This is a genomic window from Aedoeadaptatus urinae, from assembly GCF_900155585.1.
Lineage (GTDB): Bacteria > Bacillota > Clostridia > Tissierellales > Peptoniphilaceae > Aedoeadaptatus > Aedoeadaptatus urinae.
Window position 1 is genome coordinate 451,535 of the sequence record NZ_LT707418.1, and the last position, 25,694, is coordinate 477,228.

Consider the following 25,694-nt stretch of genomic DNA (forward strand, 5'->3'; position numbering starts at 1 on the left):
AAAATTAATTCTTGCGTGTGTGCAATTTGTGTACTTTCATAAGATCCAGTACTTTTTCTATCTCATCCAATGCATTTTTCTCCGCCGTCAGCCGTATGCTGTATTCCCCCGCCATGGAAAAGACCAATCGCTTGCCGAAGACGCTGGTCAGTTCGTTTAAGAGGGACAGATCCAATTCGTAGCCTTTGACGAAGTAGAAGGTGTAGTCGTCGCCCTTTTGCTGAATGGTTTCCACCTGCAGGGTGGAGGCCATGTGGCGAAGCTTGGACAGGTGGGTGAGCTGCAGCACCGCCTTGGGCGGATCGCCGAAGCGGTCGATGAGCTCGTCGATGACGTCCCGCTCGTCCTCGTCGTCAGTGATGACGGCAATTTTTCGATACATTTCCATACGCTGGGTCTCGTCTTTAATATAGCTTTTTGGAATGTAGGAGTCGATGAGCACGTCCATGGACGTATCTGCCTCCTCCACATCCTCCTCGCCCTTGGCGCGGCGCACAGCCTGCTTTAAAAACTTAATGTAGAGATCGTAGCCGATGGCGTTCATGTGGCCGTGTTGGCTTTCGCCTAAAATATTTCCCGAGCCGCGGATTTCCAAATCCCGCATAGCGATCTTGTAGCCGCTACCGAATTCCGTAAACTCGCGAATGGCGGCGAGACGCTTTTCCGCTACCTCGGAAATGCTCGCATCCCGCTTGTAGGAAAAGTAGGCGTAGGCGATGCGATTGCTCCTGCCGATGCGTCCCCGCAGCTGGTAGAGCTGGGACAGGCCCAGGCGGTTCGCCTCCCACACGATCATGGTATTGGCATTGGACACGTCCATCCCCGTCTCGATAATGGTGGAGCAGAGGAGCACGTCGATGTCTCTGTTATAAAACTGAAGCATGGTGTTTTCCAGCTCCCGCTCGCCCATTTGGCCGTTGGCCATGGCGAAGCGCGCCTCGGGCACCATCTCCTGCAAATCGCTGAGCATTTTTTCCATGGTCCGCACCCGGTTGTAGACGAAGTAAACCTGTCCGCCTCTGTCCAGCTCCTTTAAAATGGCTTCGCGAATCATCATGGGATTGTATTCCACCACATAGGTCTGTACCGGGAAGCGCTCCCCGGGGGGCTCGTCGATGACGGACATATCCCGAATGCCCGCCAAGGACATTTGCAGGGTCCTCGGGATCGGCGTCGCCGTCAGTGTCAGGGTGTCCACATTTTCTTTTAAGAGCTTCAGCCGCTCCTTGTGGCGCACGCCGAAGCGCTGCTCTTCGTCGATGATGAGAAGGCCCAGGTCCTTAAACTTCACGTCCTTGGACAAGAGGCGATGGGTGCCCACGACGATGTCCACAGAACCGATGCGCAGCCCCTCCAGGTCCTTCTCCTGCTCTTTTTTCGAGCGGAAGCGGGACAGCAGGGCCAGGTCCACGGGAAAGTGGGCGAAGCGCTCACGCATGGTGTTGTAGTGTTGCTGGGCGAGAATGGTGGTGGGGACGAGGAAGGCCACCTGCTTGCCGTCGAGGACCGCCTTAAAGGCCGCTCTCAGGGCCACCTCCGTCTTTCCGTAGCCCACATCGGCGCAGAGGAGCCGGTCCATGGGCTTGGCCTCTTCCATGTCCTTCTTAATCTCTTCCGCCGCCTCCAGCTGCCCTTCCGTCTCGTCGTACTGAAAGGCGTCTTCGAAATCCTTCTGCCAGGGCTGATCTTCCGTAAAGGCGTAGCCCGTCACGTCTTCCCGCTTGGCGTAGAGGCGAATTAAATCTTCCGCCATCTCTTCCACGCTGCGCTTGGCCTTGGCCTTGGTATTCTTCCAGGTCTGGGTGTTCAGGCGATTCACCTTCACCGGTCCGTCGTCGGTGGCGATGTAGCGGTGAATCAGCGCCATTTGATCCATGGGCAGAAAGAGCTTGTCCCCTCCCTTATAGAGCAGGGTAATGTAATCCCGCTGAATGCCCTGGACCTCTAAATTCGTCGTGCCCATAAATTTTCCGATGCCGTGCATTTCGTGAACCACATAATCGCCGACGGAAAGGCTCGCCAAGTCGATGACGTCTTTTTTCTTGCGGCGCCGCTTCTTTTTCTTCGTCTCGCCGAAAATTTCCGTGGCGTTTAGCAGGACGAAGCGGTCTTCTTCCATTTCGAAGCCGCCGTGCACGTGGCCCGAATCGTATTGTATCTGAGCGGGCATTAAGTTTTCGCTAAGAGGCACGGGATCGAAGCCCATGTCCCGCAAGCTGTCTTTCAGGCGCAGGGTCTTTTCTTCGCTACCGCCCAAGAGGACGACGGAATAATTTCGGTCCAGGTAGCGGCGTATCTCCTCTTTAAAAAAGCGCAGACGCCCGCCGAAGCTGGTAACGGTCTTTATATTGAAATTGGCGATGCGCTTTACCGGCAAATCGTTGGTAGCCCGCACGATGTAGCTGGAAAGAATGAGATCCCGTGCCTTGAAATCTCTATAAATGGCGTCGTAGTCCAGTTGGATGGACATATGGGCCTTTAAAAGCTCGCCTGCTTCGGCGAGATCGCTTAACGTATCCCCTAAGGAAAGCTCTTGATTCTGTGCCACTTCCCTCATGCGCCGCGGCTCGTCTAAAAAAACGAGGGGAGGCTCTGTAAAGTAATCGATAATCGATGCCCGGGCCTCGTCGGGAATGTAGGGCAGCAAAAGATCGGTGTGGGACAGAAAGGATCCGTCCTTCAATTTTTCCACGAGAGGCAGAAATTTTTCTTCCGCCCGCTCTTGGGACACGCGGCTTAATTTTTTTATCTTCTTTAAATCCTTTTCCACGGCGGTAGCCATGGTATCCCGCAGATCCTCGTCAAAGATCACGTCGTGAACGGGAAAAATTTCCGCCACCTCCACATCCTCCACGGAGCGCTGGGTGTAGGGGTCGAAGCGGCGAATGGAATCCACCTCCACGTCGAAGAGCTCCACGCGGTAGGGATAGGTGTCCGGGGTGTAGATGTCGACGATGCCGCCTCGTATAGAAAATTGGCCCATGCCTTCGACGAAATCCACGCGCCGATAGCCCGAGGCCAACAGCTTTTGCATCAGAGCGCCGGTTTCCACCACATCCCCTAATTTCAAAGAAAAGGATGCGTCCTTTAAGTAAGAGGGCTTGAGAAAAATGCCGCCTAAGGCTTCCGGCGTCGTCACCACAAACCTCGCCTCGCCCCGGATCATGGCATTCATGGTCCTGAGCCGGGCGCTTAAAAGCTCGTTGCTTCCCGCGTCCCGCTGAAAGAAGAAAAGTTGCCGCGGCTGCAGGAGATAGACGCCGTCCTCGGCGTAGTAGGACAAGTCTTCCGCCAATTTCTTCGCCCGGGCGCTATCGTATGTGACCAAAAGAACGGGCCGCTTTTGATCTTGGTAAATGGTCTCCACGGCAGGGGCAATGGCAGGCTCCGCTAAGCCGTAACAGCCGATGGGCATTTCTTTATCCCTGATGCCTTCCAAGATTTCTTGAAAGGAGGGATCCTTTGAAAAAAGCTCATTGTAAATACGCGTCATCTTGCCTCCTAAAAAGCAGCTCCCGTGAGCTGCTTTCTACTTTCCGTTATAGGTATTCATGGCCTCGTCCAGCCCGCTTTTTAAAAAGAGCAGGGCGGCGTCCTTCGCCTTTTCAATGGTCTCGTCCATCACTTTTTCTTCCTCATCCGTAAAGGTGCTGAGGACGAAATTGGCCAGGTCCATATGGGGATTTTTCTTTCCCACGGCGATTTTTAAGCGGGGAAATTGATCGGACTGCACCTGATAAATAATGGACTTCAAGCCGTTGTGCGTGCCGGCGCTGCCCGATTTTCTGAGGCGAATGGTGCCGAAGGCGATGTCGATGTCGTCGACTAAAACCAGCACCTCCTCCGGCTCGATTTTAAAATAATCCATGCAGGCCCGCACCGATTGGCCGGACTCGTTCATATAGGTTGTGGGCTTTAAAAGACGCACCTTTTTTCCAAAGGCGCGTCCCTCCCCGTAAAGTCCCTTAAATTTAATGGTGTTTACGGGAATATTTAAAGCATCGGCAATGGCATCCAAGGCCATAAACCCCACATTGTGCCGGGTGTTTTTGTAGCGATCTCCCGGATTGCCTAAACCGACGATAAGCATATTACACTTCTTCGAAAATTTTGCTGATGGAACGGTCGGTGTTGACCCGGCGAATGGCGCTGGCGAGTATGGGCGCAACGGAAACCACGTCGATTTTGTCGATGTGCTTTTCCTCGGGCAACTCGATGGTGTCGGTGATGACGAAGCGTTCCATAATGGAATTGTCGATGCGCTCAATGGCGGGGCCGGAAAGGACGCCGTGGGTGGCGCAACCGTAAATTCGTTTGGCGCCATGGTTTCTTAAGGCTTCGGCGGCCTTGCAAACCGTGCCCGCCGTGTCGATAATGTCGTCGACGAGAATACAGTCTTTTCCTTCGATGGAGCCGATGACGTTCATGACCACATTTTCGTTGGCCTTAGGCCGTCTCTTTTCGATAATGGCAATGGGCGCGCCGTTTAATTCTTCGGCGAATTTCCGCGTGCGGGTGACACCGCCTAAATCCGGGCTCACGGCCACGATATTGTCCGTGTCGATATGGCTCTTAAAGTATTTCGCCAGATAGGGCACGGCGGTTAAGTGGTCGACGGGAATGTCGAAGTAGCCTTGAATTTGTCCGGCGTGCAGGTCCATGCAGATAACGCGATCGGCGCCGCTGACGGTAATTAAATTGGCGACGAGCTTCGCCGTAATGGGTTCTCTCGCGCGCACCTTTCTGTCTTGGCGGGCGTAGCCGTAATAGGGCACGACGGCGTTAATGCGTCCTGCCGAAGCCCGCTTTAAGGCGTCGATTAAAATTAACAGCTCCATTAAATGATCGTTGACGGGGCCGGAGGTCGGTTGAATGACGAAGACATCTCTACCGCGAACCGAATCCATAATGTCGATGGAAATTTCTCCGTCGGAAAATTGCTTGACCTCGCAAGCACTTTCGTCGATGCCCAATTCATCACAGATTTTTTGTACCAAAGCGCGATTGGAATTTCCCGAAATAATGACGACTTCACCGTTATGTTTCATACTAGCTGTCCTTTCTCCGGTTCCAACCGGCAATCATCTTCTGTTCACTTCTCTCTACTGCTAAGCTTTCATCGCCTACATCTTTGGAAATAGTGCTTCCCGCGGCGATAAAGGCGCCTTCGCCGATGGTGATCGGCGCCACTAAATTTACATTGGAGCCGATAAAGGCGTTGTCGCCAATGGTGGTGCGGAATTTCTTTCTGCCGTTGTAGTTGCAGAAAATCACGCCGCAGCTGATATTGACGTTCTCGCCCACGTCGCCGTCGCCGATGTAAGCCAAATGTCCCGCCTTCGTTCCCTTGCCGATGTGAGAATTTTTGACTTCGACGAAATTGCCGATGTGTACATTCTCTTCCAAGACGCAGTTGGGGCGCAGGTGGGCGAAGGGCCCCATGGTCACGCCGCAGCCCACCTTTGATTGCTCGATTACCGAGGATTCGATGGTCACCCCGTCTGCGACGGTGCTGTCGACGATTCTGGACGCTCCGCGAATCACGCAGCCCTCGCCGATAATCGTCGATCCTTCCAGGTGAACGTTGGGACCTAAAATCGTATCTCTTCCGATTTTCACGTCGAAATCGATTAAAGTGGCGTCTTTGTCCGTAAAGGTGACGCCGTTGTCCATGTGGTATCGGTTGATGCGGCGGCGCATAATTTCTTCGCAGGCAGCCAATTGCACTCGGGAGTTGATTCCCAGCATTTCCTCTTCATCGCACATGGTGACGCCGCCAATTTTCCTGCCCTGGTCATTGAGCATTTGAATGACGTCGGTTAAGTAAAGCTCGCTCTGCTTATTGTTCGCGCTTAAATTGCCGATGTTTTCTTTTAATGCCCGGCCGGTGAAGGCGAAGATCCCGGTATTCACTTCCGTAATGGCCTTTTCCTTGTCCGTAGCATCTTTTTCTTCCACGATGCCTGCAATGGTGGAATCAGTACCCCGAATGATGCGGCCGTAGCCGAAGGGATCGCTGACCACGGCGGTTAAGACGCAAGCGTCGAAATCGTGGCTTTGTGCATAGTCCATAAACTTGGCGATGGTCTTTTCCTTAAACAGCGGCGTATCGCCGGTCAAAATATAAACCATGTCCTCGTCGGAAAATTCATCCAAGGCACATGCCACGGCATAGCCCGTGCCGTAGGGAATGCCCTCTCCTAATTCTTGCTCGATAAACTTCAGCGGCGCATCCTTAAAGTATTCGATGACGTCGTCTTTTTTGTGCCCGACGATGACGATATTTTTGTCCATCGCATTGGCAGTGCAGTTGTCCACCACATAACTCAGTATGGCTTTGCCCGCAACCTTATGCAGCACCTTGGGCATGTCGGATTTCATCCGCGTGCCTTCCCCTGCTGCTAAAATAATTGATACATTCACGCTTACACCTCACTCGTAACGTTCTTCAATCTATTATAACGAACGCGGCAATTTCTCTCAACATTTCTTAGCATAAAGAAGCGGCGAGCACCTCGCTCACCGCCGGTTTTATGATTCAACGTATTTATAAATCGATTTTGTCCAATATACCCTTGGCCTCGGCGATGACCAGGCCGTAATTGGTGACGGGGACGTTTTTTTCCTTGGCCTTCGCCACCCTGGCTTGCACCACCGGCCGCTGAAACATGCAGCTGCCGCACATAATAATTAAATCGTAATCGCCGATATTTTCGGGAAAGCTCAGCCCACGGGTAAAGTCGACGGTGATCCCGTCTCCTAATTTTTTTCGAAGCATGGCGGGAATTTTCACCCGGCCGATATCTTCTTCCTTCGGCGCGTGGGTACAAGCTTCCGCCATAAGAATCTTCGCATCCCCGGACAGACGGCGCAGGGTCTTCGCCCCCTCCATCATGGCGTCCATGTCCCCCTTGGCTCGGGCGAATAAAATGGAGAAGGAGGTGATCTTCGATGCCGCCGGTTTCTTTTCGTAGACTTCCGAAAAGACCTGAGAGTCGGTAACGATCCAATCCGGCGCCTTCGCCAGCTTCGCGAGAGCCGTGTCCATGGTGTTTAAATCGCAAATCGTCGCCGTCAGCCCCTTGTCCAAGACCTCTCTTAAGGCCTGCACCTGGGGCAGAATCAGCCGGCCCTTCGGCGCCGATGCGTCTTGGGGCATGACGAAAAGCAGATGGCCGCCCTGAACGGCCATGCCGTCGAAAAGGCCCGGGGCCTTCTTCTTTTCCTTCAACAAATCGGCGAGGGCTTTTAAAATCTCATCCCGCGGCGGAAAGGGGCGATCCAGTTTCAAGACGGGAATATTTTTCTTCGCCACCGGCTCCTCAATGGCATCTTCCACCTCGCCGATAAAAACGGCGCCGTCGATTTCATCCACCACCTTCATGGTGCGGGCCATGCGGGCACCTCCCAGCTCCGTCTCATCGGCCGTACCCGCCGTGTCGATAAAGGTCACCGGGCCCAGGCCGTCCACCTCCATGTTTTTGTAAACCGGATCCGTGGTGGTGCCCGCCTTGGGCGAAACCATGGAGGTAGCCTGCTCGGTAAGCAGATTCATTAAGGTGCTTTTGCCGCTGTTGGTCTTTCCGAAAATGGCGATGTGCAGTCGAAGTCCTTTTTGCGTATCCATTTAAAACCTGAAGTCCCGCTCGCCGCCTTGAATGCGCTTCACATAGGCGGCGGCCTTTTCCCTTAAATCGTCGCGTTCCACGTCCTTCAAAAAGTCGACGATTTTTTCTTCCCCTAATTTGCGGGTATCGTCGGCGGCGTAGTCGGAGAGATATTCCTGCAGGGTCATAATGGCGTTGGGCTGACAGAATTTGGCGATATGGAAGCTCTTCACCTCTTCCATAAAGGTTTCGCCGGTGCGCCCCGCCCGGTAGCATGCCGTGCAGAAGCTGGGCAGATAACCCAAGTCCAGTAGCCAGTGAATGACCTCATCTAAGCTGCGGCAGTCGTCGGTGTCGAATTGAGCGGAGTTGTCCTCTTCCTTCGATTCGTCGTAGCCGCCCACGGAAGTCTTAGAGCCGCCGCTGATTTGAGAGACGCCGAGCTCCAGGGCTTTTTTCCGCATGGCTTGGCTTTCCCGCGTGGAGATGATCATGCCCGTGTAGGGAACGGCGACGCGGATCAGGGCGATAATGTCTTCGAAAATCTCATCGGGTACGCCGTTTTCAAATTCTCCCGGGTCGATGTCGTCGGCGGGGCGAATCCGCGGCATGGAAATGGTGTGGGGTCCCACGCCCTTATAAGCCTCCAGGTGTTCCGCGTGCATCAATTGGCCTACGAAGTCGTAGGGATAATTGTTCAGGCCGTATAAGACCCCTAAGCCCACGTCGTCGATGCCCCCTTCCATGGCCCGGTCCATGGCCTCCGTATGGTAGGCCCAGTTGGATTTCGGTCCCGTGGGGTGCAGGGCTTCGTAATTTTTCTTGTGATAGGTTTCCTGGAACAGTATATAGGTGCCGATCTCCGCCTCCTTCAGCTTCCGGTAATTTTCCACCGTAGTGGCGGCGATGTTCACATTGACGCGGCGAATGGCGCCGTTTTTATGCTTAATGGAGTAAATGGTCTTAATGCTGTCCAAGACGTATTCGATGGGATTGTTCATCGGATCTTCCCCGAGCTCCAGGGCCAACCGCTTGTGCCCTAAATCCTGCAGGGCGATGACTTCCTTTTTGATTTGTTCCTGAGTCAGCTTCACCCGGTCGATGTGCTTGTTTTTGTAGTGATAGGGGCAATAGACACAGCCGTTAACACAGTAATTGGACAAATACAGAGGCGCGAAGAGCACGATGCGATTGCCGTAATACTTTTTCTTGATCTCCCGCGCCAATTGGCGGAAGCTTTCGCGAATATCATCCAGCTCCGTCATTAAAAGAACCGCCGCTTCCCGGTGGTCCAGGCCCTTCATCTTTCGGCCCTTTTCCAAAATCGCCTCCTGCATGACGCGATTGGTGCGATTGGCCTTTGCCTCTTCCAAGGTGGCCATAATTTCGTCGTGATTTATAAAATCTTCCGCATTGGCGGACATTTTATCGTACATTTATATCTCCCTTCCCTTAAAATCTCCTCGACTCATAACAATTTCATAGCCCAGTTCGGCGATCTGCGCCTTTAAATCCCGTAAATTTTCCGCCGCTTCCAAGGCGAAGGCCGCCTTGTTGTCGTAAAGGGCGTAGCTTTCACGCACCCTCGGCGGCGACAGATTGGGCATAAACACATTGGCGCCGGCTAATATGCCGCGGTTGCGTCCGTCGGCGGCCAAGGTCTGCATGGCCGTGGTGGACGGAATGTTTGCCGTGGGAAAAAGCAGACGCAAGATGGCGATGCACATGGCCGTGATCTCTACGCTGCCGTTTTCGAAATCGCGAAAGGGCGTGGCGTGATGGCGCACATAGGGCCCGATGCCGATCATGGCCGGCTGCAGCTTTTGGAGGAACATAAAATCCTCCACCAAATTTTCCGTGCTCTGGTAAGGGCTGCCCACCATAAAGCCGCTCCCCACCTGATAGCCCAAGGCCTTTAATTCGTAGAGACAGGCCAGGCGCTTGTCCCGATCCATTTCCTTCGGGTGAAGCTTTTTGTAATGCTCCGGGTCATAGGTTTCGTGGCGCAGCAAAAATCGATCGGCTCCCGCTTCCTTTAACCGCGCGTAGCTTTGACGGCTTCGCTCGCCCACGGAGAGGGTAATGGCACAGCCCGGCTGAATCCTTTTGATTCGCCGCAGCCAATCGGCCAGCCGCTCGTCGGTAAAATAGGCGTCCTCGCCCCCTTGAAGAACGAAGGTTTGAAAGCCCGCCTGAGCGCCCACGGCGACCGCCGCCTCCATTTCCTCCGTCGTCAAACGGTAGCGGTCCACCTCGTCGTTTCCCCGACGAATGCCGCAGTAGTAGCAATTGTTATGACAGTAGTTTGTAAATTCGATTAATCCGCGGACGTAGATCTTTTTGTGAAAGTGGCGATCGGCAACGGCTCTCGCCTTTTCAAACACCGCCTCCTCAAGATCCTCGCGGTTTTCGAGCAGATAGCGCAGCTCTTTACGATCCAGCCCTCTGCCTTCGTCGATCCTTTTAAAAATCGTCTCGATCATAGATCGCCGGCAAGAGTGGTGCGGACGTTGACGTCGTCGAGCATGCCGAGCTTCCCTGAAAGGGCGTTGATTTTATCCTGCTCGCCGTCGACGACGATGCTGATCAAGGACAGCCCGCGCTTCGGGTAGGGTATGCCTAATCGTCCCACAATAATGTCCCGTTCCTCGTGTAAAAGCTCGTTAATGCTCTTAATGGTATCACCGGATCCGGTTTCGACGATAATGGCGATGATTCCCAATTTTTCGTTCATAGACACCTCCAACCTCTTCCTCAAGGGCGGACCTTTCGGAAAAGAATCTTCTTTTTTTGTACCACCATATTCTAGCACAACTCGGTTCCTTAGCTGCCGACGGAGAGAAAAAAAGTTAATTTTTTCACCGGTTCTCTTTTCGTCTTCGATTTTGTTTTATAAAACGCTCCAAACAAAAAAAGAGCCGGAGAATTCCGACTCTTTCGAAAGCTTTGCTGTTTAAAAAATCATTTGATTGATGCCGATGGCTTCGTTGGCCTTTCGATCGATGACACCACTCAAGGGGCGAATGAAAATTTCCGCCGTAACGGAAATTACCGCCCGGTTCAAATGGCCGCCCATGACCGTGCCGTCGGTGCGGCCCAGATTAATGTGGGCGTGGAGATAGGCCTCTCCGTCTTTTCGGGAGAGATTGCCCACGAGCATGGTAATCTCCATGGGCTCCTTTAAGGGACGGGTCTTGTACTCCTTGTCCTCTAAATCCATAATGCCGATGACGGCATCGTCGGTGGCGCCGAGGCCGTAGACCGTGGCCGCCTGAATTTTTTCTTTTTCCGCCAGGGCGAGGAGGCTTTCGCAAATTTCTTCACCGGGATCCAGACGCAGGGCGATGGTGCCCTCTTTAAAAGCTTTGTAATCCATTTTCTTCTCCCTTATTTGTTACGCTTATAGGGAATGCCGTTGGCACTGGGGCCGCGGGCTTCGCCGACAAAGACGATCATGGCGAACATAGTGATGATGTAGGGAAGCATGCTCAATAAATCCGGCGCGACCTTTAAGGAGGTGGAGCCCATGTAAATGACCAAGCCTTCCGCCGCCCCGAAGAGGAGGCAGGCCAAAAGGGTGGTGTGGGGCTTCCATCCGCCGAAAATAACCGCCGCCAAAGCGATAAAGCCTTGGCCCGAGATTAAGGTTTCACGGAAGTTGGCCACCACGGCGAGGGACAAGCTGGCGCCGCCGAGTCCGGCTAAAAAGCCCGAGGTCAACACGCCGATGTATTTGATCTTATACACGTCCACGCCCAAGGTTTCCGCTGCGTGAGGGTGCTCGCCTACGGAGCGAATGCGCAGGCCCAGCTTGGTCTTGTAGAGAATAAAGAAGACCAGAGCCACCAAGGCGAAGGCGATGTAGACCGTAATGTATTGGCCGAAAATAATATCCAATGCGCTTCCCGGCTTAAAGACGTGGTTCAACACCCGAGGCATTTTATTTTTTAAAGGGATGGGCTTGGTCATGGCCGCGCCGTCGAAAAACATGCGGGCGATAAAAATCGCAAGGCCCGGTCCCAATAGGTTGATCGCCGTCCCGCTGACCACGTGGTCGGCACCGAAGTGAATGGTGGCGATGCCGTGGAGAAGGGCGATTCCCATGCCGCCGAAGCCGGCGCATAAAAAGGCGATCCAGGGATTGCCCAGGTAGTAGCCCACCGTGGCGCCGACGACGCCGCCGATGGTCATCATTCCTTCGAGACCGATATTGACGACGCCGGTGTTTTCACTGACCACGCCGCCCATGGCCGTGTAGATCAAAGGAGCGGCATAAAGGAGCGTAATGCCTAAAATGCCGGCAAAGCTCATAAGCAAATTATCCAATTTGTTCCCCTCCTTTTTCTTTCTTCGGTACGAAGCGCGTGCGCAGCCAATCCATAAATTGAGGCATGGCGATAAACAGGACGATAATGCCGATGACGATGTTAATGACCTCCGACGGGGTCTTTAAAGCGGAATTCAGCTTGCCGCCGCCGTAGCTTAGGGCCGCAAACAAAATCCCCGAGGGAATACAGGCGATGGGGTGGTTCGCCGCAATTAAGGATACGGCGATGCCGTTAAAGCCGTAGCCCTGTTGTGCCGCCAAGAGGCCGATGTTTTGGGACACGCCCAAGACCTGTACCGCCCCGGCAAGGCCCGCCAGGCCGCCGGAGATGGCCATGGAGATCATGGTGCTTCGCTTAATGTCGATGCCGCCGTATTCTGCCGCAAAGCGGTTAAAGCCCACGGCCTTTAATTGGTAGCCCAGCGTAGTTTTCTTTAAAATAAACCAGACCAGAACCGCCACGATGACGGCGATGAAAATCCCCCAGTGAATGGGCGGATTTAAAATGCCCCGCAAAAACTCGTTGTTTTTTAATACGGCGCGGCCCGCTTCGGAGCGCTTCCACTCGTTTAAAATACGAATGCTCGCCGAGGGTTGAATGTTAAAGGAATAATTGCTGTCCGGCTTTCTTAAAAAAGATTTGGTCAGCATATAGTTGCTTAAATAAAAGGCCACCCAGTTCAGCATAATGGACGAGATAACCTCGTTCACGCCCCGCTTCGCCTTAAACAGGCCCACGAGACCGCCCCACAGTCCGCCGAAGACGATGCCCGTAAGCAAGGCCACGATGCCGTGAAGGATGGGCGGCAGGGTCACGACCACGCCGACGATGGCGGCGGCGAGGCTGCCGATAATAAACTGGCCTTCCGCGCCGATGTTAAAGATCCCCGTTTGAAAGGCGAAGGCCACGGCGATCCCCGTTAAAATAATGGGCACGGCTTCCACAATGGTCCAGGAAACAAACTTCGGCTTGCCGAAGGCACCTAAGACCATGACCTTGTAGGCTTCCAGGGGATTGACGCCGACGACGGCGAAAATCGCGGCACCGACCACCAAGCCCAAGAGGATGGACATGCAGGTGTAATAAAGCATTTTTTTATTCATGATCCACACCTCCCGCCATATAGTAGCCCAGTTCTTTTTGGCCCGCTTCCCCTTCTTTAAAGGTCTTTGTAATGGAACCTTCGTAAATAATGCCGATGCGGTCCGACAGACTCATAATCTCATCCAATTCAAAGCTGACCAAAAGCACGGCGCGGCCATTGTCCCGCTGTTGTACCAAAAATTGGTGAATGTTTTCGATGGCGCCCACGTCCAAGCCCCGCGTCGGTTGTGCGGCGATGAGGACGTCGGGATCGTCGTCGATTTCCCTGGCGAGAATGACCTTTTGCTGATTGCCCCCGGAAAGATCCCCCGCCAGGTAGGTGCTCTTTCTGGGCCGAATGTCGAAGGACTCCATTAGCTTGTCGGCGTGGGCCGTAATGGCCGAATCCTGCAGGATCCCCTTGGAGGAATAGGGCGCCTCGTCGTAACTGTCGAGCACCATATTTTCCGCTACGGAAAATTCCTGTACCAAACCGCGCTTGTTCCGGTCTTCGGGAATATTGTTCATGCCCGCATCGCGAATGGCCCTCGGTGTGGCATGGGTGACATCCTTGCCTTCGATGACCACCTTGCCCGCTTCGATTTTTCTAAGGCCCGTAATGGCTTCTAAAAATTCGCTTTGTCCGTTGCCGTCGACGCCGGCGACGCCGAAGATCTCCCCTTTTCTGACCTCCAGGTTCAATCCCTTCACCACTTCCACGCCGCGAACGTCTTTCACGTGAAGGTTTTCGATGTGAAGAGCCACTTCCCCCGCTTCCATGGGCTTTTTATCCACATTAAATTGAATGGCCCGTCCCACCATCATTTCGGCGAGCTCCGCCTCCGTGATCTTCGCCACGTCTACAGTGTCGATGCGCTTGCCCCGGCGAATAATGGTGCATTTTTCCGCCAAGGCCTTAATTTCCTTGAGCTTGTGCGTAATAATAATGATGCTCTTGCCTTCGGCGGCCAGGGCCTTAATAATATCGATAAGCTCCTCAATTTCCTGCGGCGTCAACACCGCCGTGGGCTCGTCGAAAATTAAAATTTCCGCGTCGCGATAGAGGGCTTTTAGAATTTCCACCCGTTGCTGCATGCCCACGGATATGTCTTCGATCCTTGCATCGGGATCGATTTTCAATCCGTAGCGATTGGATAGGTCCACCACTTTTTCCCTGGCGGTCTTCTTGTCTAAGACGACGCCGTTTGTAGGCTCTTCGCCGAGAATAATATTTTCCACGACGGTAAAGGGCTGAAAGAGCATAAAGTGCTGATGCACCATGCCCAAGCCTTGGCCAATGGCGTCCTTCGGTCCCTGAAAATCTACGACCTCGCCGTGAATCTTGACTTCGCCGAAGGTCGGTTTATATAAGCCGTACAAAACATTCATCAGCGTACTCTTGCCGGCGCCGTTTTCGCCGAGCAGGGCGTGAATTTCGCCTTTTTCCACGACCAAATCGATGCCGTCATTGGCTTTGAAGTCGCCGAATAATTTCGTTATCCCGCGCATCTCAACGGCAGGCGCGAGTTTCTTTTCAACCATTTCCTACCCCCTTCATCATATGGATTCATTATACACTAAAGGCGACAGCTTTTTAAAGTTCTTGAATTTACAATCTAAGTGCAACAAAAAATGATTCACCGTTTTCTGGTAAAATTATGTCGACGAAAACCAATCAACCAGGAGGAACGATGAATCACTATTTTCATTTTACACTAAAAGAGCGTGAGTTGCTAAAGCATTATATGGATATTGGCCTAAATCAATCTGAAATCGCAACAAAGTTAGGACGCAACAAATCCTCAATTTGCCGTGAGATAAAGAGAAACTCTTTACAAGGAAGTTATTTACCTTGTGACGCACAGGCACTTTAGGCCACTAGAAGAAAAGTATGTCGTCCTCGAAAGAAGTTAGACGATACCGTCCTTTTCCAAAAGGTAAAGTCGTTATTCTTAGAGCATCAGTGGTCTCCGGAACAGATTGCTGCCCGTTTAAAATACGAAGAGAGTGTTTATAGTATTAGTTTCACTACGATTTATCGAGCCATTTATTCCGGCCTTTTTGACGAGCCAAATCTCTCTAAGGGCAATAGAGGATGTATTAGAAAACTAAGACATCGCGGAAAAACAAGGCATACCAAATCCTATGAAGAGAGACGCGGTAAAATTCCAATCACCAATCCCATATCCGAACGACCGGATGCAGCTGAAAAAAGGCAGCGCTTAGGCGACTGGAAAGCGGATACGGTGGCAGGTAAAACCGGCAGGGCATGCTTACTCACATTGACTGACCGGAAAAGTCGTTACCTGCTTTGTCGGAAAATTCCAAAGAAGACGTCCCAATGTGTTAAACAAACCATGATTGAACTATTGAAGGATGAGCCCCTTCAAAGCATTACTCCCGACAGAGGGAAAGAATTCTCAAAACATCCTGAGATCTCCCAGCAACTGTCTCTTGTTGACTTCTATTTCCCACTGCCCCATCACCCATGGCAACGAGGGACCAACGAAAATACAAATGGTCTATTAAGAGAATACTTTCCAAAAACGAAAGATATTGACCAATCAGATAGCTATATTGAAGCGAAAATAGAAGAGATCAATCGTCGACCACGTAAATGCTTAAACTGGAAAACGCCCTATGAAGTTTACCATTCAGTAGAGTTGCACTTGACTTGACAATTCAAGGCATAAAAAAAGAGGGACCATGCCCTCTTTTTTTGCGATCAAATTTATTTTGCTTCAAAGCTCTTGTATTCTTCTGCGGAAGCAGGAACCTTGATTTCACCCTTGGTGATCTTTTCCTTGATGGCTTTAACCTTTTCGAGGATTTCCGGTTTCACGTTCTTGTCGCTGGACGGTGCGATATCGACGGTGTCGCCGTCCTTCAAGCCGTAGCTCAGGTTTTGTCCGCCGGGGAATTCTTCGCCCTTGGACAGGCCTTCAAGCACCTTGTATACGGCGCTGTCGGCACGTTTCATAGCCGAGGTGAGTACGTTGTCGGGAGCGATGTCGTTTTGGTCGCGGTCGACGCCGATAGCCCATTTGTCTTGGTCCTTAGCAGCTTCGATCACGCCGTCGCCTGCTCCGCCGGAGGCGTGGAAGACGACGTCGCAGCCTTGTTGATACATATTGGTTGCGATGCTCTTGCCCTTAGCTGCGTCGGAGAAGTTGCCGACGTATTGGCTAACCACTTCGACCTTTTGGCCTTTTTCCTTGGCTGCTTGGTCCACACCGGCCTTGTAGCCGTATTCAAAGACTTGAATAACCGTGGATTCTTGGCCGCCGACGAAACCGACCTTGTTGGTTTCGGTGGTAAGACCTGCGATGTAGCCGACGAGGAAGGAAGGTTCTTCCGCTTTAAATTGAATACCTGCCAGGTTGTCCGGACCGTTTTCATAAGCGTAGTCGACGATTAAGAATTGAACGTCGGGATTGGCTTCGGCCGCTTCGAGCATGGCATCGCCTAAGTTGAAGCCGGCGGCGACGATGACGTCGTTACCTGCTTCGAGCAAGGTTTCGATATTCGGCGCGTAGTCGTTGGCTTCCTTGGATTCTTGGTAAGAAACTTCAAATCCGAAGTCGTCGTGGACCTTTTGCAGACCTTCCCAAACGCCTTGGTTAAAGGATTGGTCGTTGATTCCGCCTTCATCGGTTACAAAGCCGATTTTTAACTTTTTGCCGTCTTTCTTGTCGCCTGCATCAGCTGCGGCATTGTTGTTGGCAGCCTTGTTATCGTTAGCTGCTTTGTTGTCGGACGCGCCGCCACATGCCGTAAGCACAAAAATGGCCAGCATCATCACTGCAAGTAGTAGCGATCTTTTTTTCATAATTTCCCCCTTAATTTGATCTGCCTTTATTATAGTATGAGCCATTGAAAATTTCAATAAGGGAAGGTTTTCAAACAAAACAGCACGCCGAAGCGTGCTGCAATATTTTTATAAATATAATCCTCTGGGGACGGCGAAAAGATAGGTCGCCAAGACGAAGACCGCGATGGCCATGCCCAATGCCTGTCTGAGGTCCACGGATTTTAATTTCAGCCGACCTCTGGACATGAGCTTAAAGAGCAGGTAGCCGACAAAGGCCAGAATAGGCATGCCGATAAAAATACCGACATTGCTCGGCACCTTTAAGCGGGCCACGGGAACAGCGAAGGCAAAAAGCACCATGGCAACGTAAACCACGGGGAATAGCTTGCCCTTGTCCAAAAGCAGGAGGGCCAGTCCGCATACCACGGAAGCAACGACGGCGACTATGGCTATGGTCCTTGCCGTACTCATGTGGCTCATGGCCTTTCCGTCGATAAGCTCCAAGGTATTTGTGTAGATGCCGGATTGGGTCTTGGTGGAGGTTTCCGGGCGAAGACCCTTGTCCTCGATGCCCAAGGCGTCTGAGAATTTTTCCATCTTCACATTGGTCAAAAAGACGCCGATGTCCGCCACGGTCTTTCCCGTATAGGCGGTAATCGTCGCGGGATCGGTGACGATGGTGAAGGCATAATCCTCCACCTCTTCACTCAAGGGGATGCGCATTTCCGATGTAGCTTGGAAGGTGATTTTCTCCTTGTTTAACAATTTTTTCATCTGCAAATTGTCGTAGACCGCGCCGTTGATCTTGTCGTACTCGCCCTTGAGCTTCACCTTGCTCTTGGAGCCGTTGGCTCCCTTGGGCAAATAAACATTTCTTACGGGCACACCTAAAACGCGCACACTGCTGTCTTTTCCCTGATAGTGGAATTTCACATCGTAGCGATACAACGTCCTCGGGCCCTTTTCGATGCGCCGAGTCACTTGTAAGCTGTCGATGGCGGTGGGATCGTCGAAGATCAAACCGTCGAAGGCCGCGTTTTTTGCCTCAGTCGGCGAAAGAACGGCCTTGTCCTTCATCAGGGGTGAAAACGTCAGTAGAAAGCACAGTAATAAAAAAACAACAAATATAATTCCGTTTTTCAATTGTTTCTGCATAGTCATCCCCCTTTGTGCGTACTATTTTTTCTTATCATACCACATACTTTAGCATTTATCACCGCTAAATTGAAAAACCGTTTCACCCTTATGCCCCCTGTGCTATACTTGTAGCGGAGGTTACTATGATTCTGAATAAAATCAAATTTTTGAATATACTGAAAGCCATCGACTACCTGGCTCTGCTCACTATGAGCATTCTGGCCTTTATCCATCCCTTCTTTCCCCTTTACGACAAATCGGGGAAGCTGATGGAAAGCTCGGCCCTTTTGCGAATCGCCGTCGTCGTCGTCGTGCTATTCGTCGGCGTCCCCACGTTCAGTAAAGAAATTACCGCCATTCGCAAAAACAAAAAGCCCTACGACCTGAAGAAGAAAAACAACACCGTGTTCCTACCGAAGGTGAATTTGTTTTTGGCCGTGCTCTTCGCCGTAGCCACCGTGATCTTCGTGCCCCTGGCCATCGTGCATTACGCCGATCAGGGCGCGCAGTGGCAGGCATTCTATGCCATCTTCTATATCTTCGTCTATATTTGCGTCGGCTCCCGCCTGCAATTAAAGCCGGCGGTGGCGATGAAAAGGGAAAAAAGCAAATAAAAAAGCCCGGCAGGTGCCGAGCTCTAGAGTGACCCCATAAAGTTGGACTTAATCGAGTAAGCATTTCGCTTGCTCGATTTTGTTTTACATAGCATTCCTTCTATGCTGCGTTCATTCGTTCACGGTATTGCTTCGGACTCATGCCTCCTAACTTTTCTTTGATTCGATCGTTGTTGTAGTAGCGTATAAAGTGTTCGATGGCCCGCACAAGTTCTTGCCGGCTTCGGTAGACGTAGCCGTCGTAGATTTCTCTTTTCAGCACACTGAAGAAGTTTTCCATGGGTGCGTTGTCGTAGCAGTTGCCTTTTCTGGACATGCTTTGGAAGATGTGATGTTTTTTCAGCATGGCTTGATAGGCGGTCATTTGGTATCCCCAACCGCGATCGGAGTGGAAGGTGCGCCGGTAGGGACAGCCGTTGGTTCGCTCGATGGCTTCTTCTAAGCCTCGTAGCATGGTGACGCCGTTGGGTTGGTCGGAGAGGACGTAGCTGATGATTTCCAGATTGTACATGTCCATGTACGGATCGAGGTAGAGTTTCTTTGTTTGAAGTTTCCCAGTTTGATCTTCGATGTAGTATTTGAATTCCGTGGTGTCGGTAGTAATTTTTTGGTAGGGGATACAGGTGTTGAATCGGCGGTTGATTCGATTTTTCTTGATTTTCCCGACGACGCCTTTGTACGAGTTGTACTTCTTGTACTTTCTGCCATAGGCGCGGACTTGAAGGCCCATGTCTTGAATCAGTCGCTGAACTTTCTTTTTGTTCACCACCCACTCCCGATTCTTCAGCTCCAGATGGATCCTTCGGTAGCCATAGTCTTTGTGTTCGCGCCGGATGGCCAAGATTTCATCTTTTAACGCTTGGTCCTTGTCTTCTTCGCTCCATTTTTTTTGCCAATACATGAAGGTGGATTTTGGGAAGTTGATGGCGGCAAGAATCTTTTTTAGTTGGAATTGTTCTCGGAGTTTGGCGACGATCCTCGCCTTTTGTTCATTGCTTCTTCCCTCGCCAAACTCCTTAGCTCCTCCAGGTATAGCTTTTGAATGGTGAGTATTTCATTCTCCGCTTCTAATTCTTTGATGCGATTTTCCAATGCCTCCCGTGTAGATACATCAAGGGGCTCCTTCTTAGTTGCAGACTTCGGTGGTTGATTGCAGGCGTCTTTCTTCGTCACAGGTCTCCCTCGCTTATGTGATTGCAGCCCCTCAATACCATCCTCTCGATACTGACTGCGCCATTTGGCGATGATGGACGGATTCGTCAAACCGAGTTCAAGGGCCAGTTGTTGGTAGCTGCATTCGCTCGTTTCGTAGCGTGTAATGGCTTCTAACTTAAACTCTACACTGTACTCACGTTTATTTCTAGAGCGCATTAAGCCTTCATCGCCAAAATGTTTGTAATTGTTGACCCAGCGTTCAATTTGTGAGACGCCTATTTGGTATTTCTTAGCCAGGATTTTATGACCTGCGTGTCCATTCAAATATTCCTCAATAATTTCCCTCTTCAATTCATAACTGTATTTTGCCATTAAAAAACCCCCAAAGGTTGGATTTCTTGGTCCAACTTTTGGGGGTCAGTGCACTCAGGTCCCCCGCGGGGGATCTTTTTTTATGCATTTACTTTGTTAAATTCGTAGAAGGCGGAGAGTGCCTCTTCGATAGGCGCACCCTCCTCCACCAATTTGCGGTAGGTGTTCATGGCTTTCGTGTCCCCGTAGAGGATGACGCCGACGACTTTGCCGTCTTTTTCGTAAAGGCGGTGGTGCGCAGGGCCGTCGTCGTAGAAGTAGACGTTGCCCTCGCCGATAATGCCTGCGGAGAAGATTTGGATGGTGCCCAAGTCCAATTTCGTATAGACCTTGGGATCTTCGTAGCTCATATTGCCGCCCGCCATATTGGCGCCGGCGGCTTTGCCCATGGCACGGGCGGCGGGCCAAATGCCCATGCATCGACCTTCCACTTCCGCCACGTCCCCTGCCGCCCAGACCTTTTCTTTATTGGTCTTCAGGCTTCTGTCCACGACGACGCCCCGATTTACTTCGAGACCCGTGTCGGTAAACAGGGCCGTGTTGGGCCGCACGCCGATGGAAACGAGGACCATGTCCAGATCCACTACGGTGCCGTCGTCGAATTCGATGCCCGTCAAGTGATCGTCGCCGATAAAGCCTTTGGTGCTTCGATCGGTGTAGACCATAAAGCCGTGGTCTTTCATTTCCTCGTTCAGGCTCATGCCCAGCTCCCTATCCAGCTGTTTAGAGAGCAGGTATTCTTCCATGTCCACAATGGCCACGAGATTGCCCCGCTTTTGAAGGCTTCTCGCCGCTTCCAGCCCTAACAGGCCGCCGCCGATGACGCCGATGCGCTTTTCGCCTTCCGTGGCGTTTAAATAGCTTTCGATTTCCATTAGGTCGGCCCAGCTTCTCAGGGTAAAGACGCCCTTAACCTCCCGGTTGTTAAAAGGAGGCAGGTTGGCGTGGCTGCCGTTGGCAAGAAGGATTTTTTCGCCTTGATAGCTGTCGCCTTTTTCCGTGGTAACGGTCATGGCGTCGAAATCCACTGCCGATACCTCTGCGTCGAAATTGGTGTCGATATTTAATTTTTCCGCCCAATCTTCTTTGTCCAAATAGGGTATGGCGGGATTTTCTTCACTCAAGCATGCGGTGAGCTCGATGCGAAAATAGGGCCGCTCTTTTTCGTTGCCTAAGAGAAGGATGCTGCCTTCTTTATCCTTTTTGCGGATCTCTTTCGCCGCCGTAACGCCGGCGATGCCGCTTCCCATTATAAGGTAGTCGTATGTTTTCAATGGAACCACCCTCCTGATTTTTTTCTTACTTACCTTGCCGTGACTTCCGTCCATATTCTATCATAAACTTCCACAAAATCGTGGAGATCCCCGTAAACTTCCAAAGGCGGCAGCTTGTCGATGTCGGGATAAGCCACCGGGTCTTCTCTGAGCTCCTTTGGCAAAAGGGCGATGGCCTCGGGGATGGGAGACGCGTAACCCACATTGTGCTCGGCGTTTTTCGCCGCGATATCGGGGCGGGACATGAAGTTAATAAAGGCCATGGCCCCCTTGGGATTTTTCGCGTTCTTGGGCACGGCAAAGGAGTCGTACCAAATATTGGTCCCCTCTTTTGGAATGACGTATTCCAGGGCTTTGTTTTCCTGCCGCATGAGGGCGGCGTCGCCGGAATACATGACGGAGAGGGCGGCGTCGCCTTGGGCCATGACGTCGCGGCCGTCGTCGGCCAGATAGGCGTAGACCAAGGGCTTTTGTGCGATAAGGGCCTCCTTCGCCTCTTCCAATTCCTTCTCGGAGCGGCTGTTCATGGAGTAGCCCAAGTATTTCAAGGCTACGGCGATGGAATCCCGTTGGGAATTGTACATAATGATTTCTTTTTTGTATTTCTTATCCCACAGGGCGCTCCAAGAATCGATGGGCTCCTTCACGTAATCGGTGTTGACCACGATGCCCAGGGTTCCCCAAAAATAGGGCAGAGTAAATTTGTTCCCGGGGTCGTAGTCCATGTCCAGAATCCGCTTGTCCAGCTTTTTCATGTTTGGAATCAAGTCGTAGTCCAAGGGCATAAGCATGTCTTCTCGAATCATGCGCTCTACCATGTACTCCGAGGGCACGATGACGTCGTAGGGATCGTTGGATTTTTTCAGCTTCACGTAAAGGTCTTCGTTGGAGGCGAAGGTGTCGTACATGACGCGGATCCCCGTCTCTTTTTCGAATTGGCGGACGGTGTCCATGTCGATATAGTCGCCCCAGTTATAAACGTGAATGGTTTCTTTCTTGCTCTCGCTTTTCCCGCAGGCCGTCAAAAGGCCCAGGGCCAGGATGCAGATGAGTAGTGTGTATCTTCTCATGCTACACCTCGAAATCCACCAGGTCGATGTCCCGCTTGTTCAAGATGAGCAAAAGGACGAGGACGGCGATAAAGAGTAGGGTGGACAGGGCGTTCATGGATGGATTGATCCCGGTCTTTGCCATGGAGTAAAGGGCGATGGACAGATTGCTCACCCCTTGGCCCGTGGTGAAGAAGGAGATGATAAAGTCGTCGATGGACAGAGTAAATGCCATAAGAGCGCCGGTGGCGATGCCCGGTTTGATTTGCGGCACCACCACGTAGCGCAGCACCTCGTGGCTCTTGGCCCCTAAGTCGTAGGCTGCCTCCACGGTGTTTTTGTCCAGCTGATCCAGCTTCGGCAGCACGGAGAGGATCACATAGGGCAGACAGAAGACGATGTGGGACAGAATCATGGTGAGCATGCCCTGTTCCATGGCCAAGAAGCCGAAGAGGCTCATGAGGGCCACGGCGGTGACGATGTCCGGGTTCAGCACGGGCAGGTAGTTGATGTTTAAGATCAGCCGTTGACGGCCTTTGGAAAAGGCGCGTATGCCGATGGCGGAGACGGTGCCCATGACGGTGGAGATCACCGTCGCCACCAACGCCACGACGATGGTGGTGTAAAAGCTCTTTAAAATAATGGGGTCGGAAAATAAATCCGTGTACCAGTGGGTGGTAAAGCCCGCCCACACGCCGCGAAGCTTCGTGTCGTTAAAGCTGAAGACGATGAGTACCACGATGGGCAGATACAAAAACAAAAGCATGAGCCCGAGATAGGCGTTTCTGATTTTATTTCCCACGGCGTTCTCCTTTCGACTCCTTGTCGCCGATTTGCCTGAAGATAAACAGCATGATCAGTAAAATGGCGATTAAAACGACGGCGATGGCCGAGCCGAAGGGCCAATTGCCCGTCAGCCTGAATTGTTGCTCGATAATATTGCCCACGAGATAGTATTTGTTTCCCCCGAGCAAGGAGGAAATAACGAAGGTGGACAGGGCCGGAATAAAGCACATGAGTATGCCGCTGTAAATCCCGGGCAGGGACAGGGGCAGGGTGACCTTTAAAAAAGCCGTGGCGGGGTTCGCCCCCAAATCCTGCGCCGCTTCCAAATAGGAGCGGTCCGTCTTTTGTAAAATCGTGTAAATGGGCAGCACCATAAAGGGCAGGAAGTTGTAGATCATGCCCATGAGAATGGCGCCCTGATTGTACATCATGTCGAAGGGCCCTAAGCCGATGAGGTGAAAGACCTTGTTTAAGACGCCGTTTCGCCCGAGCAAGGTAATCCACGCGTAGGTCCTTAAGAGAAAGTTCATCCACATGGGAATGACGAAGAGAAGGATCAGCATGGAGCTCGTCTTGGGCTTGGTTTTTGAAATAGCGTAGGCCGCCGGGTAGCCCACCAAGAGGCAGGCCGCCGTGGACATGGTGGCGAGGACGACGGAACGCCACAATATTCTCAGGTACAGCGGCTGAAAGAAGCGGGCGAACTGCTCCGTGGAGAAGCGGTAGTCCCCCATGCTCATGGTGCTCTCGCCGTTAAAGCTCATGAAGAGAACGAGAACCAGAGGCAGGACGATAAATAAGATGGCCCAAACGATGTAGGCCGATGCGTATCTTCTCATCACTCGTCTCCCATGACGTGGAAGTTATCGGGCTCCACGTAGATTCCCAACACGTCGTCGGGCTCCCGGGCCACGGTGGATTGCACCATCCACTTCTCCCCTTCCACCTCCAAAATCATTTCGTAGTGAACGCCTTTAAAGACCGTGGAGATGACCTTGCCCTGAAGGAGATCGTCTCTTCCCGGCTTCAGCTCCACATCCTCCGGTCGAATGACGATTTGCACAGGGGCATTTTTTTCAAAGCCCTTGTCCACACATTGAAATTCTCTGCCGTAGAAGGAAATTAATTTATCCTCCACAAAGCGGCCGCGAATAATATTGCTTTCGCCGATAAAATTGGCGACGAAGGCGTTTTTCGGCTCGTTGTAAATATCCGTCGGCGTGCCGATCTGTTGCACGGCGCCGTCTTTCATGACCACTACCGTGTCGCTCATGCTCAGGGCCTCTTCCTGATCGTGGGTGACGTAGATAAAGGTAATGCCTACCTGCTCCTGAATGCGCTTCAGCTCGAACTGCATTTGCTTTCTCAGCTTTAAGTCCAAGGCGCCTAAGGGCTCGTCTAAGAGCAGAATCTTCGGGTCGTTGACCAGGGCGCGGGCGATGGCGATGCGCTGCTGCTGCCCGCCGGAAAGGGACTGGATGTTTCGCTTCGCCGTGTGGGGCAAATTTACCAGCTCCAGCATTTCCTGCACGTGGTGGTCGATGGTTGCTTTCGGCAGCTTCTTCAGCTTCAAGCCGAAGGCCACATTGTCGTAGACGTTTAAATGTGGAAACAGGGCGTACTTTTGAAACACCGTGTTTACCGGCCGCTCGTAATGCTTCATTTGAAACATATCTTTTCCGTTAAATAAAAGCTCCCCCTCGTCGGCGGTTTCGAAGCCGGCGATGATGCGCAAAAGGGTGGTCTTGCCGCAGCCGCTGGGGCCTAGGAGCGTTAAAAACTCTCCGTCCTTAACATTTAAGTCGATGCCCTCCAGCACCTGCGTGTCGTCGAAGGCTTTTTTGATTCCTTTAATCTCGATTAATCCGCTCACCTGTCACCTCCTAAAAATTCGGCGGGTTGCTAACCCACAGCACCGTGGCCTCGTCCCGGGATAGGTTCCTGAAAAAACAGGGCGCATCGCCGGTGGCGTAGATCGTATCCTTCGCCTCCACGGAATAGACGTCGTCGCCGCGACAGAAATCCAATCGCCCGGAAAGAATATAGGCGAAAAATTCCCCTTCGAAGGGGCTCAACACCTTGGAAGAGCCCATGGGCGCAATGCGCCACAGAGTGGGCTCCATGGAATTTTTTTGGGCATTGGGGACGATGTAGTCCACGCCGTAGCCCCCCTCTTCGTCTTCGAAGGAGAAGGCGTCTTCTTCCGAAAAGACGATCTGCCCCTCTTCTCCGTCTTTAAAAAAATCGTTGGGGGAGACGCCCAGTGCTTCTAAAATATCTAAAAATGTCGCCACGGAGGGGCTGGTCAAGTCCCGCTCCACTTGGGAAATAAATCCCTTGGTGAGCTCGCTGCGTTGGGCCAGCTCTTCCTGGGTCAGCTGTTGCACCTGCCTCAGGCGACGAATCTTTTGTCCTATGCTCATAATCACCACTAAACTTTAAGATTAATTTACTAAACAACAATCGTATTATAGTCGC

Annotated in this window: 22 protein-coding genes and 1 pseudogene; 2 read left to right on the forward strand and 21 right to left on the reverse strand. The window is 52.0% G+C overall.

What is annotated here, in order from left to right; genetic code table 11:
- Positions 1-4: 4 nt before the first annotated feature.
- From mfd to BQ7397_RS07455, 12 genes are all read right to left on the reverse strand, one after another.
- Entirely contained in the window at positions 5-3,493 is a 3,489-nt protein-coding gene (gene mfd, locus BQ7397_RS07400; protein WP_077075465.1) for a transcription-repair coupling factor, read from the reverse strand.
- 36 nt (positions 3,494-3,529) lie between these two features.
- Positions 3,530-4,090 (reverse strand): aminoacyl-tRNA hydrolase, encoded by a 561-nt coding sequence (pth, locus tag BQ7397_RS07405; RefSeq protein ID WP_077075466.1) that lies wholly within the window; start codon positions 4,088-4,090, stop codon positions 3,530-3,532.
- A gap of 1 nt (position 4,091) precedes the next feature.
- The gene (locus BQ7397_RS07410; RefSeq protein ID WP_077075467.1) at positions 4,092-5,048 is read right to left on the reverse strand and encodes a ribose-phosphate diphosphokinase; all 957 of its coding nucleotides are present in this window, start codon (positions 5,046-5,048) and stop codon (positions 4,092-4,094) included.
- A gap of 1 nt (position 5,049) precedes the next feature.
- Positions 5,050-6,423: a bifunctional UDP-N-acetylglucosamine diphosphorylase/glucosamine-1-phosphate N-acetyltransferase GlmU gene (glmU, locus tag BQ7397_RS07415; RefSeq protein ID WP_077075468.1), complete on the reverse strand. Its 1,374-nt coding sequence runs from the start codon at positions 6,421-6,423 to the stop codon at positions 5,050-5,052.
- A 124-nt stretch (positions 6,424-6,547) separates the two neighbouring features.
- Positions 6,548-7,627, reverse strand: coding sequence for a GTPase (locus BQ7397_RS07420; RefSeq protein WP_077075469.1), 1,080 nt, complete (start codon positions 7,625-7,627; stop codon positions 6,548-6,550).
- Positions 7,628-9,043, reverse strand: a complete 1,416-nt coding sequence (gene hydG, locus BQ7397_RS07425; RefSeq protein ID WP_077075470.1) for a [FeFe] hydrogenase H-cluster radical SAM maturase HydG — start codon at positions 9,041-9,043, stop codon at positions 7,628-7,630.
- Positions 9,044-10,090 (reverse strand): [FeFe] hydrogenase H-cluster radical SAM maturase HydE, encoded by a 1,047-nt coding sequence (gene hydE / locus BQ7397_RS07430; protein ID WP_200801212.1) that lies wholly within the window; start codon positions 10,088-10,090, stop codon positions 9,044-9,046. It lies immediately after the preceding gene.
- Complete coding sequence (locus BQ7397_RS07435) at positions 10,087-10,341, reverse strand: TM1266 family iron-only hydrogenase system putative regulator (RefSeq protein ID WP_077075471.1); 255 nt, start codon at positions 10,339-10,341, stop codon at positions 10,087-10,089. Before BQ7397_RS07435 ends, hydE begins: the two co-directional genes overlap by 4 nt.
- Positions 10,342-10,560: 219 nt before the next feature.
- A complete protein-coding gene (locus BQ7397_RS07440; protein ID WP_077075472.1) occupies positions 10,561-10,983 on the reverse strand; it encodes a PPC domain-containing DNA-binding protein in 423 nt (140 codons plus the stop codon).
- Positions 10,984-10,994: 11 nt separating this feature from the next.
- On the reverse strand, positions 10,995-11,933 hold the full coding sequence (locus BQ7397_RS07445; protein WP_077075473.1) for an ABC transporter permease: 939 nt from the start codon (positions 11,931-11,933) through the stop codon (positions 10,995-10,997).
- Complete coding sequence (locus BQ7397_RS07450; protein WP_077075474.1) at positions 11,926-13,038, reverse strand: ABC transporter permease; 1,113 nt, start codon at positions 13,036-13,038, stop codon at positions 11,926-11,928. Before BQ7397_RS07450 ends, BQ7397_RS07445 begins: the two co-directional genes overlap by 8 nt.
- Positions 13,031-14,560 (reverse strand): ABC transporter ATP-binding protein, encoded by a 1,530-nt coding sequence (locus tag BQ7397_RS07455; protein WP_077075475.1) that lies wholly within the window; start codon positions 14,558-14,560, stop codon positions 13,031-13,033. Before BQ7397_RS07455 ends, BQ7397_RS07450 begins: the two co-directional genes overlap by 8 nt.
- Positions 14,561-14,709: 149 nt before the next feature.
- Here BQ7397_RS07455 and BQ7397_RS07460 point away from each other — a divergent pair.
- Positions 14,710-15,696, forward strand: a pseudogene (locus BQ7397_RS07460) (IS30 family transposase).
- A gap of 53 nt (positions 15,697-15,749) precedes the next feature.
- Here the strand turns inward: BQ7397_RS07460 and BQ7397_RS07465 are convergent.
- Both BQ7397_RS07465 and BQ7397_RS07470 read right to left on the reverse strand, forming a co-directional pair.
- The gene (locus BQ7397_RS07465) at positions 15,750-16,847 is read right to left on the reverse strand and encodes a BMP family lipoprotein (RefSeq protein ID WP_077075476.1); all 1,098 of its coding nucleotides are present in this window, start codon (positions 16,845-16,847) and stop codon (positions 15,750-15,752) included.
- 108 nt (positions 16,848-16,955) lie between these two features.
- Positions 16,956-17,984 carry a hypothetical protein gene (locus tag BQ7397_RS07470; protein WP_077075477.1) on the reverse strand — a complete coding sequence of 343 codons (1,029 nt, stop codon included), beginning with the start codon at positions 17,982-17,984 and terminating at the stop codon, positions 16,956-16,958.
- 125 nt (positions 17,985-18,109) lie between these two features.
- Between BQ7397_RS07470 and BQ7397_RS07475 the strand changes: the two genes are divergently transcribed.
- A complete protein-coding gene (locus BQ7397_RS07475) occupies positions 18,110-18,580 on the forward strand; it encodes a hypothetical protein (RefSeq protein WP_077075478.1) in 471 nt (156 codons plus the stop codon).
- Between the two features lie 100 nt (positions 18,581-18,680).
- On the opposite strand, the gene BQ7397_RS09030 is transcribed toward BQ7397_RS07475, so the two are convergent.
- From BQ7397_RS09030 to BQ7397_RS07515, 7 genes are all read right to left on the reverse strand, one after another.
- Positions 18,681-20,107 (reverse strand): IS3 family transposase gene (locus BQ7397_RS09030; protein ID WP_417874995.1). Its coding sequence is split into 2 segments (ribosomal slippage): positions 18,681-19,537 and positions 19,537-20,107, totalling 1,428 coding nucleotides; the frame shifts between segments, so codons are not numbered across the junction.
- An 80-nt stretch (positions 20,108-20,187) separates the two neighbouring features.
- Positions 20,188-21,381 (reverse strand): NAD(P)/FAD-dependent oxidoreductase, encoded by a 1,194-nt coding sequence (locus BQ7397_RS07490; protein WP_077075479.1) that lies wholly within the window; start codon positions 21,379-21,381, stop codon positions 20,188-20,190.
- A gap of 29 nt (positions 21,382-21,410) precedes the next feature.
- On the reverse strand, positions 21,411-22,451 hold the full coding sequence (locus BQ7397_RS07495) for an ABC transporter substrate-binding protein (RefSeq protein WP_077075480.1): 1,041 nt from the start codon (positions 22,449-22,451) through the stop codon (positions 21,411-21,413).
- A gap of 1 nt (position 22,452) precedes the next feature.
- Positions 22,453-23,232 carry an ABC transporter permease gene (locus BQ7397_RS07500; protein ID WP_417875269.1) on the reverse strand — a complete coding sequence of 260 codons (780 nt, stop codon included), beginning with the start codon at positions 23,230-23,232 and terminating at the stop codon, positions 22,453-22,455.
- Complete coding sequence (locus BQ7397_RS07505; protein ID WP_077075481.1) at positions 23,222-24,055, reverse strand: ABC transporter permease; 834 nt, start codon at positions 24,053-24,055, stop codon at positions 23,222-23,224. Before BQ7397_RS07505 ends, BQ7397_RS07500 begins: the two co-directional genes overlap by 11 nt.
- A complete protein-coding gene (locus BQ7397_RS07510) occupies positions 24,055-25,089 on the reverse strand; it encodes an ABC transporter ATP-binding protein (protein ID WP_077075482.1) in 1,035 nt (344 codons plus the stop codon). The genes BQ7397_RS07505 and BQ7397_RS07510 overlap by 1 nt, the downstream gene beginning before the upstream one ends.
- A 10-nt stretch (positions 25,090-25,099) precedes the next feature.
- Complete coding sequence (locus BQ7397_RS07515) at positions 25,100-25,639, reverse strand: helix-turn-helix domain-containing protein (protein WP_077075483.1); 540 nt, start codon at positions 25,637-25,639, stop codon at positions 25,100-25,102.
- Between the last annotated feature and the right edge of the window lie 55 nt (positions 25,640-25,694).